The sequence below is a fragment of the Nonomuraea sp. NPDC051941 genome, assembly GCF_044593615.1.
In genome coordinates, this window is the sequence record NZ_JBIUCF010000001.1 from 670,490 (window position 1) to 686,596 (window position 16,107).

At 73.4% G+C, this 16,107-nt stretch carries 9 protein-coding genes; 5 read left to right on the forward strand and 4 right to left on the reverse strand.

The annotated features are described in order from the left end of the window. Window positions 1–39: 39 nt before the first annotated feature. Window positions 40–1,260: a LeuA family protein gene (locus tag ACIHFD_RS03095; protein ID WP_397365318.1), complete on the reverse strand. Its 1,221-nt coding sequence runs from the start codon at window positions 1,258–1,260 to the stop codon at window positions 40–42. Between the two features lie 85 nt (window positions 1,261–1,345). Between ACIHFD_RS03095 and ACIHFD_RS03100 the strand changes: the two genes are divergently transcribed. Beyond that, window positions 1,346–2,962 carry a citrate/2-methylcitrate synthase gene (locus tag ACIHFD_RS03100; RefSeq protein WP_397365319.1) on the forward strand — a complete coding sequence of 539 codons (1,617 nt, stop codon included), beginning with the start codon at window positions 1,346–1,348 and terminating at the stop codon, window positions 2,960–2,962. Window positions 2,963–3,088: 126 nt separating this feature from the next. Here the strand turns inward: ACIHFD_RS03100 and ACIHFD_RS03105 are convergent, their stop codons facing one another. From ACIHFD_RS03105 to ACIHFD_RS03115, 3 genes are all read right to left on the reverse strand, one after another. Then, a complete protein-coding gene (locus tag ACIHFD_RS03105) occupies window positions 3,089–6,463 on the reverse strand; it encodes a chromosome partitioning protein ParA (RefSeq protein WP_397365320.1) in 3,375 nt (1,124 codons plus the stop codon). A 66-nt stretch (window positions 6,464–6,529) separates the two neighbouring features. Continuing rightward, the gene (locus ACIHFD_RS03110; RefSeq protein WP_397365321.1) at window positions 6,530–8,098 is read right to left on the reverse strand and encodes a hypothetical protein; all 1,569 of its coding nucleotides are present in this window, start codon (window positions 8,096–8,098) and stop codon (window positions 6,530–6,532) included. Between the two features lie 161 nt (window positions 8,099–8,259). After that, window positions 8,260–9,456, reverse strand: a complete 1,197-nt coding sequence (locus ACIHFD_RS03115) for a hypothetical protein (RefSeq protein ID WP_397365322.1) — start codon at window positions 9,454–9,456, stop codon at window positions 8,260–8,262. Between the two features lie 175 nt (window positions 9,457–9,631). Here ACIHFD_RS03115 and ACIHFD_RS03120 point away from each other — a divergent pair, with 175 nt between their 5' ends. Genes ACIHFD_RS03120 through ACIHFD_RS03135 form a run of 4 tightly spaced genes read left to right on the forward strand, consistent with a single transcriptional unit; the run spans window position 9,632 to window position 16,106 of the window. Further along, window positions 9,632–11,761 (forward strand): hypothetical protein, encoded by a 2,130-nt coding sequence (locus ACIHFD_RS03120; protein WP_397365323.1) that lies wholly within the window; start codon window positions 9,632–9,634, stop codon window positions 11,759–11,761. Between the two features lie 14 nt (window positions 11,762–11,775). After that, window positions 11,776–12,825: a MoxR family ATPase gene (locus ACIHFD_RS03125; RefSeq protein WP_350722330.1), complete on the forward strand. Its 1,050-nt coding sequence runs from the start codon at window positions 11,776–11,778 to the stop codon at window positions 12,823–12,825. Then, entirely contained in the window at window positions 12,826–13,944 is a 1,119-nt protein-coding gene (locus ACIHFD_RS03130) for a DUF58 domain-containing protein (RefSeq protein WP_397365324.1), read from the forward strand. Further along, entirely contained in the window at window positions 13,941–16,106 is a 2,166-nt protein-coding gene (locus ACIHFD_RS03135; protein WP_397365325.1) for a DUF3488 and transglutaminase-like domain-containing protein, read from the forward strand. Before ACIHFD_RS03130 ends, ACIHFD_RS03135 begins: the two co-directional genes overlap by 4 nt. Window position 16,107 lies beyond the last annotated feature (1 nt).

The window sequence follows — 16,107 nt, forward strand, 5'->3', positions numbered from 1 at the left end:
GTGTGAGCTCGCCGTTCGTCTTCCTGCGCGTGCGCCCGGCTAGGGGTTGTCGTAGCCGGGGAACAGCAGGGACAGCTCCCGCGGGTACGCGGCGATCAGGCGCAGCTCGTCGTCCGTGAGCGGGCGGCCGGTCATGGCGTTGCAGAGCTGCACCAGCCGGAACGCCAGGTCCTCCTCGCGGACCTCCACGCCCAGCCCGTCCATGACGTGCCGGAAACCGGCCTTGCCGCCGTACTCACCGGTCAGCACCACCCGGCCGTCCCGCGCGTGCCAGTCCTGCGGGAACGGGCCCAGTGTGGCCTCGTCGTACAGCTCGTAGTGGCCGTGGTCCTTGAGCGCGCCGTCGGCGTGGATGCCGCTCTCGTGCGCGAACGCGTTGCGTCCCACCCCGACCTGGTTGTACGGCAGCGGCTGCCCGAACGCGTAACCGGCCCACAGGCCGAACCTGCGCGCCCATGACAGGTCGAGGGCGTCGCCGATCTCCGCGTCGAGCCCGAAGCCGTGCCGGAAGGCCAGGACGGTCGAGAGCAGGTCGGCGTTGCCGGAGCGCTCGCCGATGCCGTTCACGCACGTGTTGATCCACGCGTCCTGCCCGGCGTCGAGGTCGCCGAGGGCGCCCGAGACGGAGTTGGCCACGGCCATGCCCAGGTCGTTGTGGCAGTGGGTCTCGACCGGCATCGCGGTGGCGGCGGCCAGCTTGGCGAGGCGCTCGCGGATCCTGTCGGGCGTGTCGCCGCCGATCGTGTCGCAGTAACGCACCCGGTCGGCGCCCGCCTCCTTGGCCGCCAGCGCGAACTCCAGCAGGAACCCGTCGTCCGTCCTCGAACCGTCCTCGGCGTTGACCCCCACCGTCTCGGCGCCCGCGGCCTTGGCCGTGCGCACCGCGGCCGTCATCTCCCTGACGATCGCGCCCCTGTCCAGCCGTCCCCGGAACTTGTTCTGGATCATGTAGTCGGACGTCGAGATGGACAGGTTGTAGTGCCTGAGCCCGAGCGGGGCCGCCTTCTCGACGTCCTGCGGCACACCTCGGCACCAGCCCGACAGCCGCAACCCGCCGAACGCCCCCGCCTCGGCCAGCGCCACCTGCGCCTTGACGTACGGGACCTCGTGGAACAGGAAGGGGAACCCGATCTCGGACTGCGCCACGCCGAGCTTGGCCAGATAGAAGTTGACCATGGTCTTGCCGAACTTCGACAGGCCGGTGCGCGCGGTCTGCACGCCGTCCCGGTTGGTCACATCGAGGAAGTGAACTTTTGGCATGCCTTCACGTTGACATGCTCTTTCAACGTGTATCAATATTGATTTTCATCAACCATCCTGTTGGGGTTCGGAGGGACTCGCCGACGTGGATTGGATCGACGCGGCCACGGCGTCCGAGCGTCTCGGCGTCAAACCGGCCACTTTGTACGCGTACGTGAGCCGGGGGGTGCTGCAGCGGCGGCACAGTGACGACGGGCGGCGCAGCCTCTTCTCGGCGGAGGAGATCGAGCGCCTCGCCCGCCGCGGCCGTCCCCGGAGCCAGCCGCCGGAGCTCGTCATCGAGTCGGCCATCACGGCCCTGGGCGTGGACCGGCCCCACTACCGGGGCCTCGACGCGCTGGGGCTGGCGCTCACCAGCGACTTCGAAACGGTCGCTGCCTGGCTCTGGACCGCCGACCCCGCCCTCTGGCACTCCCCACCCCCTCCCACCCCCACCACCCCAGCACCCCCACACCCGCCCACCACCCCAGCACCCCCACACCCGCCCACCACCCCGCCACACCTGCACCCGCCCACCACACCAGCGCACCCACATTCGCCCACCACACCGGCGGACCCACGCCCGTCTGCCACCCCCGCCCGCCAAACGGACCCGCGCTCGCCCGCAGCCCCCGCCCGTCAAAGGGACCCGCACCCGTCCGCCACGTCGGCGGACGCACCTCCGCCCGCTCTCCCCGCCCGCCAAGGGCACCCGCACCCCTCCACCACTCAAGGGGACCCGCGTCCGTCCGATCACCAAGGGGACCCGCGTCGCGTGGCGGGACCTGCCGCCTCGGGCCCTCATGCGGCCCCCCACCCCACCACAGGGCCGAGCGCCCAAGGGGTGCGGATCCGATGGCCGGAGCCGTGGCGGTGCGAGGACGATGCGCTGCGGGCGGCCGTGACCGCCCAGCGCGGCCTCCCCGATGACCTCCTGCCCCTGGACCGGCTGCAGGTGATCACCACGGTCCTGGGTGCCTCCGACTCCCTGCGCTACCAGCTCGACCCCGCCTCCGTAGCCGCGACCGGCCGCCGCATGATCGCGGGCCTGGTCGACGCGCTCCCGCAGCTCAGCGAGCCCCAAGGCGACTCGATCGCCGAGCGGCTCTGGTCCCGCCTGTGCCCCCACCCCGCCACCCCCGGCCTCCTGAACGCCGTCCAGGCCGCCCTGGTCCTGCTCGCCGACCACGAGCTCGCCGCCTCCACCCTGGCCGCCAGGGTCGCCGCCTCCGCCAAGGCCGACCCGTACGCCGTCGTGCTGACCGGGCTCGGCGTGCTGGGCGGCCCACTGCACGGCGGCGCGTCGTACGGCGCCGAACGCCTGCTCGCCGAGGTCGCCGAGCCGCACCAGGCCGCCCGGGCGATCGCCGAGCGGGTACGCCGAGGCGAGCGCATCCCCGGCTTCGGCCACAGCGTCTACAAGAACGGCGACGCGCGCGGCGCCCTCCTGCTCGACCTGGTCAAGGAGGCGGCGCCGGGGCACGACCGGATCGCCGCCGGGACGTCCGTCCTGGAGGAGATGCGCAGGCGCCGCCTCCCGGAGCGCAACGTCGACTTCGCCCTCGCCATCCTCACCGCCGTCAGCGGCATGGTGAGCGGCGCGGGCGAGGCCATCTTCGCGGTGGCCAGGGCGGCGGGGTGGCTGGCGCACGCGATGGAGGAGTACGACCGAGGCGCCCTCCTCCGCCTGCGCGCCTCCTACACGGGCCAGCCCGTCAAGTGACCGCCCTCGGGCCCGCCCGTAAGGTGGGCTCCCTCGGGCTCGCCCGTCAGGTGGGCACCATCCGGCCCGCCCGTCAGATGAGCGCCTTCAGGGCCGCCCGTCAGGTGGGCTCCCTCGGGCCGCCCGTCAAGTGAGCGCCGCCGCCGTCCTGTCGACGTAGGCGGCCAGGGCGCGCACCCGGTCGGCGTGCTGGTCGTGCCCGACGATCACCGGCGGCTCGTTGTACGGCATCGCGTCCGACGACCGCCGCAGCTTGATGTACTGCCCGCAGGCGTCGATCGCATACGGCTCCATGTCGTCCTGCAGCGCCCCGATCACCGTGATCCCGTACGTCTCCCCGATCCGCCTGAAGAGCGCGACCGCCTCCCGGCGGTGCTCCTTGCCCAGGTTGCGGCCCAGTTCGTCGAGCACCAGGCACAGGTGACCGCCCCCGGACGAGGCGATGGCCGCCGCGCACACCAGCTTGACGGCCTTCTCGTCCATGAGCGCGGTGTTGGCCCGCCGGTTGTACGGCACGAACCCCTGTCCCTCGCCGCGCCGCCACTTCGGCGTCACCCGCCACTGCCAGCGCTGCTCGGGATCGGCCGGCGCGGGCGGCACCGGGAACTCCAGCGTCGCCCCGTAACCCCCGTACGACGTGTCGAGCTTCTCGAACTCCTCGGCCACCCGCGTGAGCCGCGCCTTGATCGCCGCCGTCAGCGCCGCCCGGTGCACGGCCGTCGACTGCGCCGCCTCCTCGGCGCCCCTGGCCGCCGCCGAAAGGTCACGCTGCCGGGTGACGACCTGCGCCTCGATCTGGCGGCGCTGGTGCCGTTCGTACTCCTCCTGGCCCCGCAGGTAGGAGGCCAGCGCCCCGCACACCGCCGCGAACGTCGCCTGCTCCCGCGCCGTGCTCCCGCCCCGCTCGCTCAGCAGGAACCGCAGCTCCTCGGGAATCTCGGCGTCCTCCTCCGGGAACGTGTCGCGCAAGGCCTGGTCGAAGTGGCGTTCGGCGACCCGCCACCACTCCTCGGCCGCACGCGGCCGCTCCTCCTCGGGCAGCGCGTTCAGCCATTCGCGGGCCGTCTCGACCGTGCCGCCCCAGTCGGCGGCCAGCGCGTCGAGCTTGAGCGCCTCGCGTTCGGCGCCGACCTTGGTCTCCTGGTCGCGTGCCTGCGTTCGCTCGGCCTCGTGCCGGTGCCGCCGCCCCTCCAGGCGTTCGATCTCCATGTCCCTGGTCCTGGCCCGGAAGTCCAGCGCACCGGCATGCCGCTCGGCCTCGGCCACCTTCGGCGCCAGCTCCCCGATCGCCGCGTTCAGCTCGGTCAGCCTGGCCCGCCGCTCGCCCAGCTTCTCCTCCAGCTCGGCCAGGCGCACCCCGGCCCTGGCCCCTTCCAGCCGGCGCTGCGCCTCCGCGACGTCCTCTTCTCCGTCACGTACGGCCTGCGCCGCCGTCTCCTGGACGTCCTTGGCCCGGTTGAGCCGCAGCTCGGCGGCCTTGATCCGAGCCTCACGCCCGGTCGCCACCCCGTCGAACGCCCCCACGACGCTCACCCCGGCCGAGCTGACCAGCACGGACCCGGGCAACTCGGCCAGGGCGGCAGCGGCGGCGTCGAGCTGCGCGGCATCCACGATCACCGCATGCTCGTTCGGCCACCCCCGCAAATCCCCCAACGCGACCCCGGCCAACCGTCCACCGGTACCACTCATCGCGCCGTCGCCGGGCGCCTTCCCGTAGCGTGCTTTGAGGGCGGCGCCGAGAGCGTCGGCATCGCCCGACCCAGCAGCAGCCCCGGTCGCCCCAGCGGCGGCCGAGGTCGCTCCGGGGGTGGCCGAGGTCGCTCCGGTCGTTCCGCGTAGTGCCCGGCCTCCGCCGGCGGACGGTGCCGGGGGTGTGTGGGCGGCGTCGCGGGCCTGCTCGGCCACGTCGAGCGCGTCCAGCAGGCCGGTCGCGCCGATGCCCGCCGCCGCCAGGGTGTTGAGCTGGGCCGCCGCCGGACCGCCCTCGGCGTCGTCCAGCGCCGCCTGCGCGGAGGACACCTCCCGGTCGGCCACCCCGAGCGCTTTGAGCGCCTCGTTCAGCCGCAGCCGGACCTCCCGCAGCTCCCGCTCGGCCGTGGGCACGTCACGCCCGTCCGCGAACCTGCGCGTCTCCTCCAACGCCGGGATCAGACCGCGCAGCTCGTCGGCAGAGTTCTCGGCCACCGCGCGGTCGGCGTCCAGCTTGGCCGCCCGCGCCTGCTGCGCCGCCAGCTCCTTGCGGGCCTGCGAGACCTGCCTGTCGAGGGTGTCCTCCCGCAGCGTGCCGATCTCCGCCTTGACCATGGCGATCGCCTCGGCCGCCGCCTCACCGGTCGCGTGGTGCCGTTCCAGGTCGGCGGCCAGCGCCTCGTCCTTGCCCGCCGCGTCGGCCAGCTTGCGCGCCTGCCTGCCGCGCCAGCACCGCAGCGCGTCCGCCAGCCGGATCCTCGCCTGATCACGCCGGTCGAACGTGGTCACCAGCGCCTTCGACTCCATCTCGAACTCCGCCAGCCGTTCGGCCGCCTGCGCGGCGCGCACCCGCTTGGCGTGCTCGTCGCGGCGGGCCTCCCGCTCCTGCTCCAGCTCGGCGTCGAGGCCGGTGAGGGCCGCGATGGCCTCGAAGACGCGTTCGGGCGAGATCTCGTTGAGCGGCTGGGAGAGCAGGTTCGTGGCCACCTTGCTGCGTACGGAGGTGGACAGGAACGACACACACCTGACCCGGTCGCCGTAGAGCACCTTGGTGAGGTCGCGCGCCACCACGTCGCGCCGCCCGGCCGACTTCGGCAGCGTCGCCCAGATCTCGTCGGCGCGTGCCACCCGCTCGGCCTCGGACGGGGAGGCCGCCAGATGCACCCCTTCCCGCCACCGGATCTCCAGGTGCGGCGCCTCCTGGTTGACCTTGAGCCACACGGTGAGCGCCCCGCCCGAGGTGTCGGGCACCTCGAACAGCTCACCGCTCAGCTCATCCCCGGCCACCTGACTCTCGAGCGCGAACTCGCCACCCCCTGAAACGGCTGCGCCACCCGTGGCCGCTCCGTCGCCTGCCGCACCGGTCGGGGTCGCGCCACCCTGGGTCGTGGTGCCGGCTCGGGCCCGGTCCGACGAGTCACCGTCCTCCGCACCAGCCGGAACGGCGCCCGCCGCCTCCGCCGCGTCGTACGGGGCGAAGCCGTCCATGCCGGGCGGGCCGAAGACGCCCACGATGTAGCCGTGGTCGGCGCTCGCCCACTGGCGGGATCCGGCGCCGCTGGCCAGCTCGGCGTTGAAGAGCAGCTCCGACACCGCCTTGGCGCCCGAGGCGAAGCGCCACTGCTCGTCCCCGAGCAACGCCGTGATCGAGGCGATGAACGATGACTTGCCCGCGCCGTTGGAGTCCTTGGGCCCGGCGCCCGCCACGACGATGAGCGTGCCGGGGACGGTGGGCACCGGATGGGTCGAGAGCCGCGAAATGTTGACCGCCTGCACAGCGATCAGCACCCGGTCTCCGACGACGTTCTCCACCTGCGACACCTGTTACCCCCGTAGTCCTTCCATCAGTCATGACGCTGAATCTGTGTGCCGTCGCGGTCACTTCGCCGATCTTCGGGCTCGTACGGCGGACGCCAGCGGCGTGTTGGGCCCGGCCGCCAGGATCAGCTCCTCCTGCAACCGCCGCCGGGCCGCCGGAGTGAGCCGGTGGAACTGCGGCCCCGGCACGTAACCGCCCGCCTCCTCACCGGCCTTGACCTGCCCTATCAGTCCCGCGTGCCGCAATGCCCGCAGCGCCGCCTCCAGCTCGCCGATCGGCAGCTGGGTGTGGCGGCGCAGCTCGTCCACCGGCGTGGGGTGCGGCGACAACCACGAGTCCTCGGGCAACAGCCCTTCGGCCCTCGGGATGGCGACGGAGTGCACCAGGACGAGCGTCAGCACGGCCCGCTCGCTCACCCCGAGCCGCGGCCCCGCCGGGACAGTGGCCCGGACGCTGGGAGCCACCGCCCGCACGGCCACCGGATCGCCACCGCCCGCCCGATCACGGCCCTCGCCCACATCCCCGGCCACGGCCGCGCCCGCCTCCCCGACGACGGCCGCGCTCGCTTCTCCGGGGATGGCCGTGCCTGCGGGACTCTCCACCGGAGCCGAGCCGCCACCGGCAGAAGCCCCGTGCGCGGCTCCGCCCGGGACCTCATGCGCGACCTCGCGCCGGGCCCCGCGTGGGGTCGCGTGCGTCGCCTCGGGCGGGACCTCCTGCGTGGCTTCGCGCCCGCCGTCGGCCGTGGTCGTGCGTGACGACTCGTGCGTGTCCTGGTGCGGGGTCTCGGTTGCGGAGGTCGTGAGGGTGGCGGCTCGGGTGTCGTCGTAGCCGGAGGTCCAGCGGTCGCGGTGCTGGATCAGCGTACGGCCGCGCCTGGCCAGCATCTCGCTCACCGTATGGCGCAGCGCAGGGTCACGCAGGGCGGCGAAGCGGACCTCCTGCACCGGCTCGGCGGCGTGCTCCACCACCATGAACGCCGCCACCAGCTCCGCCCGCCGCCGCTCGTCATAAGCCCCCAGCAGGTCGTCGAACTCCGCGGACCCGCCCTCGACCCGCCCCCCGAGCCCCGCCTCCGGGTCGGGGACGGGTTCGGCCGGGTGGGCGGCGGCCACGCTGTCGGCGTCGCCGACCACGGTGAGCTCGGGGCGTTCGGGCTCGGGCAGGCGGCGGACCAGCTCCTGCAACTGCGCGTGCGACTCGACCGGCCACAGCGCACAGCGCGGGCCGAGGGTGACCACGCCGTCGTCCACGACGACCCACGCCGAGTCGTGCAGGCGCCGCATCGCGCCGATCGCCCAATTGCGCATCAGGTCGTCGGTGCGGCCGATCAGCGCCCGGTACGTGTCGAGCACCAGCTCCATGGGCGCGGGCTCGCCCGGCCACGGGTCCACGGACAGGTCGGTCCAGCAGCACTTGAGCACCGCCGCCAGCACTCGCCTGGTCTCGCCGGACCGCTCCACCGGAACGGGCGACACCTGGTACTCCTCCAGCAGCGACGGCGTCACGCCGTCGGGCCACACCGGCAGAGCCTGCCCGGTGGAGTCGGGCCGCGTCAGCCGCGCCATGCCCGGCGGCGCGGGCTCCCCGGCCGCCAGCCACAGCGGTCCACCCGAGCGCACCCGCACATGCGCAGCAGGCCCGTCAAGGGCACGCGCCCGAGCCCGCGTCCTCGCGACGCCCTTCGAACGAGCCCCCGCACGGGCGCCGTCGTGCCCGCGCGCCGACGTGCCCGCCTCCGTGGTGGTCGCATCCGGACGGTCGGCTTCAGGGTGGTTCGGGGTGGGCATCAGGTGCGCTCCAAGTAGCCCTGGGAGAGCCAGGCCGGCTCGCGGTCCGGATCGATCGAGATCCCGTCGGACCACCTCAGCCGGTAAGGCAGCTCAGGCCGCAGGTCCACGGTCGTCAGGTCGGCCAGCACGCGACGCGCCGAGGGCCAGTCGGAGCCCAGCACGTCGGCCAGCGCCACCCGAGGGGCGTCGCCCAGCAGCGACTCCGCCACCTCCCGCAGCCGCTCCATGGCCGCGCTGAGCGAGGTGTCGAGCGAGTCGCCGGGACCGGGGTCGGGGAGGTTGGAGCGCGGGGGAGTGGGCTGGGCGGGAGCGGGGCGCGGGGCCTCGTCCACGGCGCGGGCGATGGCGGCCGGATCGTGCCACGGCGCGGGCACGTCGAACACGAACCCGTCGAGCACCGCCGCCAGCTGCTCCCGCGACGCGGTCTGCGAGAAGGTGCGCCACGTCTCGGTGGGCAGCAACGTCAGGTTGCGGGTGGTGCCCGCCGAGTCGGCCAGGCGTCCGGCGGCGCGGCGGGAGGCGTCGCTGTAGGCGTAGATGGCCGCCCGCAGGTCGGTGCAGACCCGGTCGAGCTCCGGCCATCGGGTCAGGATGGTGCCGTGCAGCCCCTGCGCGCGCCGGGCGATCTCCTCGGTGCCCCACAGCTTGGGCGCCTGCTCGCGCAACTCCTCGATGGTGCCCGTGGTGAGCGTGATCAGCTCCAGCGCCCACAGCCGGAACGCCCGCGCCAGGTTGACCGCGCTCTGCCTGGCCTCCTCCATCGTCGTGCGGGGGTCGGCGACGTTGAGGTCTTCGAGCGCCAGCAGCCGGTGCATCTCCGACTGCCCGCCGTCGGACATCATCCGCCGGATGAACATCAGCCCGACCACGCTCGTGAACGAGGCCCGGTAACGCAGCTGGTTGGGCTTGGGGAACACCTCGCGGATGGCCCCGAGCCCCTTGAGCACCCGCAGCCGGTTGTCGCACTGGTCGCCCGGATAGGCCCGGCACACGAAGCGCATCTGCTCGTGCGTCATCCACTCCTCGCCCGCCTCCGCGAACGCCGAGAACAGCGTCTCGGCGATGTCGACCAGGGCAGGGTCGTCGACGACCGCGCCGCTGTCGCGCGCCAGCGCGGCGAACATCCGGCGGTAGGTCGACAGGACCGCCTCGTCGGTGAGGACGGCGTCGAGGGTCAGGGGCTGTTCGGACACGGGCACTAAGGTACGGCTTCGCGCCGACAGTCTCGGCACACCACAACCACCTCACGAGCCTTACCAGCCGGTACATACGCACAAGCGACCGGTGAGCGCTAGTGTGATGCCCGATAATACGGGGGCAAACGCTCTGTAATCGTACATACGGGGTGAGTTACGCGTGCAGTTGCGCATGCTCCGAGGTGACCGAAGCACGGCCGTGATCGCCGGGGTGGCCGCCGTGGTCCTGGTGGCCGCGGCGGCGTGGTTCGGTGTGGGCGTGTCCAGCGCCAACCCGAAGCTGGCCGATGTCGGCGCCTGGCTCTGGACCCGCGCCAAGGGCAAGATCGTGCACGTCAACGGCCTGTCCGGCGAGGTCGACGGCTACCTCGGCGACAAGGCCGGCCGGCAGCTGCGCGTCGTGCAGGACGGCGGCAACGTGCTGCTCGTCGACGACGCCACCGGTTACGTCAGCCGCGTCGAGCCCAGCCAGCTCACGGTCTCCCAGACCCGCGACCTCGGCGCGGCCGGCCTGCAGATCGCGGTGTCCGGCGACACCGGGTACGCGGTGGACCCGGCCTCCGGCAAGGTCCAGCGGATCGACCCGGCCACGCTCAACTCCGTCGGCGCCCCGATCACCCTCCCCGGCCCGCTCGGCGCGGCCCGCATCGACGGCGGCGGCCGCCTGTGGGTCCCCGTGACCGCGAAGGGCCAGGTCGTACCGGTGTCGAACGGCGCCGCGGCGAGCCCGCTCAAGGTCGGCGAGCCGGGCGAGGAGCTGGCGATCACGATCGCCGGCGGCCTGCCCGTCGTGGTCAACAGCCGGGCCGCCACCGCCACGGTCATCGGCGCGGACGGCGGGGTCGGCGAGATCACCCTGCCCAAGGGCGTGGCCCAGGCCGCCAAGGGCGGCGCGCTCACCCCGGCCACGACGGAAGGCCCGCTGGTCCCGATCCTCACGCCCGGCGGCTCGGGGCTGCTCGTCGTGATCGACACCTCGTCCAACTCGGTGCTGAGCACCAAGTTCGAGTCGCAGGACCCCGCCAAGCTCGGGGTGCCGCAGGTGCTCGGCAGCAAGGTGTACGTGCCGGACCAGGGCAAGGGCTCCCTCATCGTCTGGGACAGCGCGGCCGGCGGCCGGCCCACCACGCTCCAGGTGGCCCAGGCGCCGGGCCCGGTGGACGTGTTCGTCAAGGACGGCCTGCTCTGGGCCAACGACGAGAACGGCGACAAGGCGGTCGTCATCGACCCCGAGGGCCGCAAGCACGACGTCGACAAGGACGACTCCGACGTACCGGGACCGACCAGCACGCCCAAGCCCAAGCAGACGCCGCGCCCGGACCCGTCCAAGACGGACGCCCGGCCCGACCCCGTACCCACGAGGACGGAGCCGCGCCCCACGGAGACCCGTGAGGCCGAGCCGACCCGCGAGGCCGAGCCCACGCCGACCCCGAGCCGCGAGCCCACCAGGTCGCCCACGCCGACCCCGTCGCCCAGCGCGCCGTCCGCGCCCGGCGCGGTCAGCGCCAGGTCCGGGCCCGGCAAGGTGACGGTGACCTTCACCCCGGCCACCGGCGGCAAGGTCGAGCGGTACACCCTGAAGACCTCGTCCGGCGCCGGCCGGTCCGTGCCGCAGTCGGTGGACGCGAACGGGCCGTTCCAGTTCGAGTTCACGGGCGGGGACTGCGCGAACGAGTACACGTTCGTGGTGGTCGCGCACTGGGCGGGCGGCGAGGTCGAGTCCCAGCCCAGCGCCGGGGCCAAGCCCTGCGTGGCGCCCGGCTCGCCGACCGGCTTCGCCGCCAAGGCCAAGAACCGGGGCGCCGAGCTGAGCTGGAGCGCCCCCGAGAACGCCGACGACGGCGTCACCTACGAGCTGACCGGCGCGGCCACCAACAACGGCATCAAGGGCACGTCGTTCACGGTGGACGGGCTGAAGAACAACCAGAAGCACGCGTTCAAGCTCAAGGCCAAGAACGCGGCGGGGGAGAGCCCGGACGTGGCCACGACCGAGGTGGACCTGGCCTACCCGAGGCAGCAGTACAAGAACAAGAACAACGCCCAGACCAACACGCTGATCCGGCCCACTCCCGCCAAGAACGGCGACGACAACGTCGGAAAGATCCCGAAGGACCAGTACATCACGGTGACCGTGATCTGCCAGGTCAAGGGCCAGTCTGTCACCGAGTCGCAAGACGGCAGCACCAGTGACATTTGGAACAAAGTTGAAACGCAGTACGGGAACGGGTGGCTCAGCGACACTCTGGTGGCGACTCCGGACGGCGGCTTCCCCGAGGGGCCGCTCTTCGAGTGCACCGACTGAGGAGGGGGGCTCAGTTGACCCAGTACAACTATCAGGACCAGTTCGAGCAGACCGTGCAGCCGTACCAGCAGCAGGGGCTGGAGCAGTCCTACCAGCAGCAGCCGCAGCAGAGCGCGCAGCTGGCCGGGCAGTTCGCGCAGCGCTTCCAGCTGCTCGCCGGCAACATCGAGCGCATCATCCGGGGCAAGCACGAGGCGATCGAGCTGGCGCTGATCAGCCTGTTCTCGGAGGGGCACCTGCTCGTCGAGGACGTGCCCGGCACCGGCAAGACCACGCTGGCCAGGTCGCTCGCGGCCAGCGTGGACGCCGAGTGGCGGCGCATCCAGTTCACGCCTGACCTGCTGCCCAGCGACATCACCGGCGTGTCGATCTTCAACCAGGCGCACCAGAAGTTCGAGTTCCACCACGGGCCCGTCTTCGCGAACATCGTGCTCGCCGACGAGATCAACCGCGCCTCGCCGAAGACCCAGGCCGCGCTGCTGGAGGTCATGGAGGAGCGCCGGGTCACGGTGGACGCCGAGCCGCATCCGGTGCCCAGGCCGTTCATGGTGGTGGCCACGCAGAACCCGGTCGACATGGACGGCACGTACCCGCTGCCCGAGGCCCAGCTCGACCGCTTCCTGATGAAGATCTCCGTCGGCTACCCCGACCACGTCTCCGAGGTGGAGGTGCTCAAGGGCATGCCGACGGGGCCGCAGGTCGAGCGGCTGCCGGTGGTGGCGCGGTCGTCGGACGTGGCCGGGATGATCGACTTCGCCTCCCGGATCCACGTGGCCGATGCCGTGTACGACTACATCGTCGCGCTGTGCTCGGCCACCCGTACCAGCCCTCACCTGCGGCTCGGGGCCAGCCCCCGGGGCAGCCTGGCGTTGCTGCGCGCGTCCCGGGTCAAGGCCGCCGCGGCCGGCCGGCACTACGTCGTGCCGGAGGACGTGAAGGCGCTGGCCGCGCCCGTGCTGGCGCACCGGCTGATCCTCACGCCCGAGGCCGAGCTGCGCGAGGTCACCGCCGCGGCCGCGCTCGGCGAGATCCTCGCCGGGATGCCGGTGCCGCAGGCGGCGTAGGTGCCCACCCCGCCACCGGCTCCCTGGCAGCGGCTCACCGCGGTGCTGACCCCGCTGGGCTGGGGAACCCTCGCCGGGTCCCTCGCGCTGTACGCGGCGGGGTTCGCGCTCGGTTACCCCGAGCCCGTCGTGCTCGCCACCGGCGGCCTGCTCGCGCTGGCCGCCGCGCTCGCGTGGACCGCCCCCAGGCCCAGGCTGGAGGTGCGGCGCGAGGTCACGCCCCTGAAGGTGCCGCGTGGGGAGGCCGCCGTCGCGGTCCTGAACGTGACCAACCTCGGCCGCCGGGGCCTGTCCGGCCTGCGTGCCCAGGACCGGATCGGCGCGGCGGAGCACACCGTCGACGTGCCCAGGCTGCCGAAAGGGGCCGTCCGCACGGTGTCGTACCCGCTGCCGACGGACGCCCGCGGCGAGATCCCGGTGGGGCCGCTGCTGCTCGTCCGGGCCGACCCGTTCGGGCTCACGCGCCGCGTCAGAGCGTACGGCTCGCCCGTCACCCTCCTGGTACGGCCCCGCACGGTCGCCCTGCCCGTCCCCCCGTCCGGCCGGGCCCACCACCTGGAGGGCCCCACCAGCGACAACGCCCCCAGCGGCACGGTCACCTTCCACACCCTGCGCGAGTACGTCGTCGGTGACGACCTGCGCCACGTCCACTGGCGGTCGAGCGCCCGCACCGGGACGCTCATGGTCCGCCAGCTCATCGACGCCAGCCTCCCCACCACCACCGTCGTCCTGGACACCCGCGACCTCACGGAGCTGGCCGTGGACGCCGCCGCCTCGGTCGCGCTCGCCGCCGCCACGGCGGGCTTCCCGGTACGCCTCGTCACCGGCGACGGGCCCGTACCGGACGCCAAGGACCCCGAGACGGTGCTGGACCGCCTGGCCCTGGTGTCGACGGGTACGGGCGGCGTCTCGGAGCCGACGCGCCTGGCCCGGGGCGGCGGCTCGCTGGTCCTGGTCACCTCGGACCCGGCGGAGGCGGGGCGCGTCGCGGGGGTGCGCCGCCGCTTCGACCGCGTCATCTGCGTCTACGTCGGCCCCGGGGCGGTCGCGGTACCCGGGGTGGCAGTCCTGCCGATCGGCTCCCTGGACGCGCTCCCGCTCGCGTGGGGATCCCGATGACCACCCAGGCCCCCAGGCGCGGCCGCCGGCACGGGCGCGCGCCGGACGCGGCGACGCCTGGCGAGGCGGCCGGAGGCCGGACGGGCAGCGTGCCGTCCGGGGGCGTGGCGGGTGGGGCGTTGTGGCGGCGGATGGCGGGGGCGGCGCTGGTCGCGGCCGTCGCCGGGGTGGCGGGGTGGGGGTTCCATCGGGTGTTCCCCGGCACCGAGCTGCTGACCGCCGTGATCCCCGCGGCCATCGCCCCCGCCGTCGTCGCCGCGATCCTCGGCCGTCGTCCCCTCTGGCTGGCCCTGCTCCTGGACGTCGTCCTCTGGTTCGCCGGCACCGTCCTCCTCTACGAGGCCGCCAACCCAGGTGTGTTCGCCGACGTGGCGAACTCCTGGCACGCCCTGCTCACCACCCTCCTCCCCGCCCAGCCCGAGCCGCACCTCCTCGTCCTCGTCCACACCCTCGTCTGGGCGGCCGCCGTCATCGGCGCCGAGACGCTGGCCCGCACCCGCACCAGGATCGCCGCCGCCGTCCCGGCGCTGGTCGTCTACGGCACGGCGCTCGTGCTGGGCGTGGACGGCGAGGGCTCGAACGTCCCCGTGGCGGGCGCGCTGTTCGTGCTGATCGCCGCGCTGGCCCTGCTGCGCGACGACCGTTCCCCGCTCTGGCTCCTGGCCGGGTTGCCGGCCGCCACCGCGCTGGCCGCGCTGGCGCTGGTCGTGGGCCCGCTGCTGCCCATCGCCGCGCAGCCGTACAACCCGCGGCAGGACGCCGACCTCCCTCCGCCGCGGCGCGTCGACAGCGTCAGCCCGCTGGACCGGGTCTCGGCGTGGCTGCAGATCCCCGACAGGGAGCTGTTCACCGTCAAGGCCGACAAACCGCTCAACTGGCGGCTGGCCGTGCTCGACCGGTACGACGGCGTCCGATGGACCTCCGGGGCCCGGTTCCAGCCCACCGGTGGCCGGGTGCCCGAAGCGGACTGGACGGGCAAGGCGGACGTCGTCCATCAGAAGGTGACGTTCGACGGGCTCCCGGGCACCTGGCTGCCCGCGGCCGAACGGCCGGAGCGGGTCGAGGGCGTGCGGGGGCTGGTGGTGGACCCCGAGAGCGGCGCGCTGCTGGCCGGTGCCAAGCCCGCCAAGGGGTTCAGCTACGAGGTGACCTCGAAGGTGCCCCGGCCGTCCAAACAGGAGCTGCTCGACGCCACGCCCGCCGACGACCCGGGGCTGACCGCGTTCCCGGCCGGGCCGCAGCAGCGGCTGTTCCGCAAGCTCGCCCAGGAGGCCACCAAGGGCGCGACCACGCCGATCACGCGGGCGTACCGGCTGCAGAAGTACCTGCGCACCAACGCCAGTTACGACGTCACCGCGCCGCCGGGGCACTCGCTCAAGGGGCTGGAGTTCTTCCTGCAGACCACGCACCGGGGGACGTCGGAGCAGTTCGCGACCACGTTCGCGCTCATGGCCAGGACGCTCGGGCTGCCGTCGCGGGTGGTGGTGGGGTTCAGGCCGGGCCAGACGTCCGGCGGGATTTATCACGTTAAATCTGGCCATGTGATGGTGTGGGCGGAGATCAAGTTCGACCGGCTGGGCTGGCGTCCGTTCTACCCCACACCGGGCCGCAGCGGCGCCAAGGACGACCATGATGTCGTGTCCTCGGCCATCGAGGAGAGCGAGGAGCTGGAGGGCGAGTTCACCCAGGGCGGGAGCGACCGGCCCAAGACCTCCCGGCCGCAGGCCACGGGCAACGGTCAGGAGCCGTCGAACGGCCCGGCGGTCTGGCTGATCGCGTCGGTGGCGGGCGGGGCGCTGCTGGTGGCGTACGCCGGGGTGGTGGTGGCCCTGCCGTGGTGGCGCAGGCGCAAGCGCCGCCGGGCCGAGGGGCCCGAGCAGCGGGTGCTCGGCGCGTGGCGGCAGACCTGCGACGACCTGGGGCTGAGGGGCCGGTACGCTCTGACGGCGGCGGACGTCGTCGCCGGGCAGGCGGGCTCGGGTGATATTTCCACGCACATCCAGCCATTGGCTGAAATTTCGAACTTCGTCCGGTACGCCCCCGACGCCGTCACCGAGGACGCCGCCACCGCGGCCTGGCAGCGCAGCGACGCCATCCGCAGAGCCGTACGCGCCAGAACCCCCCTGACCACCCGCCTGCGCAATCGCCTCCTGCTGAGATGAC

Excerpts from the sequence above, each read along its gene's own strand:
- ACIHFD_RS03095 (WP_397365318.1), bottom strand. The coding sequence starts at position 1,260 with ATGCCAAAAGTTCACTTCCTCGATGTGACCAACCGGGACGGCGTGCAG.
- ACIHFD_RS03120 (WP_397365323.1), top strand. The coding sequence starts at position 9,632 with ATGCTCCGAGGTGACCGAAGCACGGCCGTGATCGCCGGGGTGGCCGCC.
- ACIHFD_RS03135 (WP_397365325.1), top strand. The coding sequence starts at position 13,941 with ATGACCACCCAGGCCCCCAGGCGCGGCCGCCGGCACGGGCGCGCGCCG.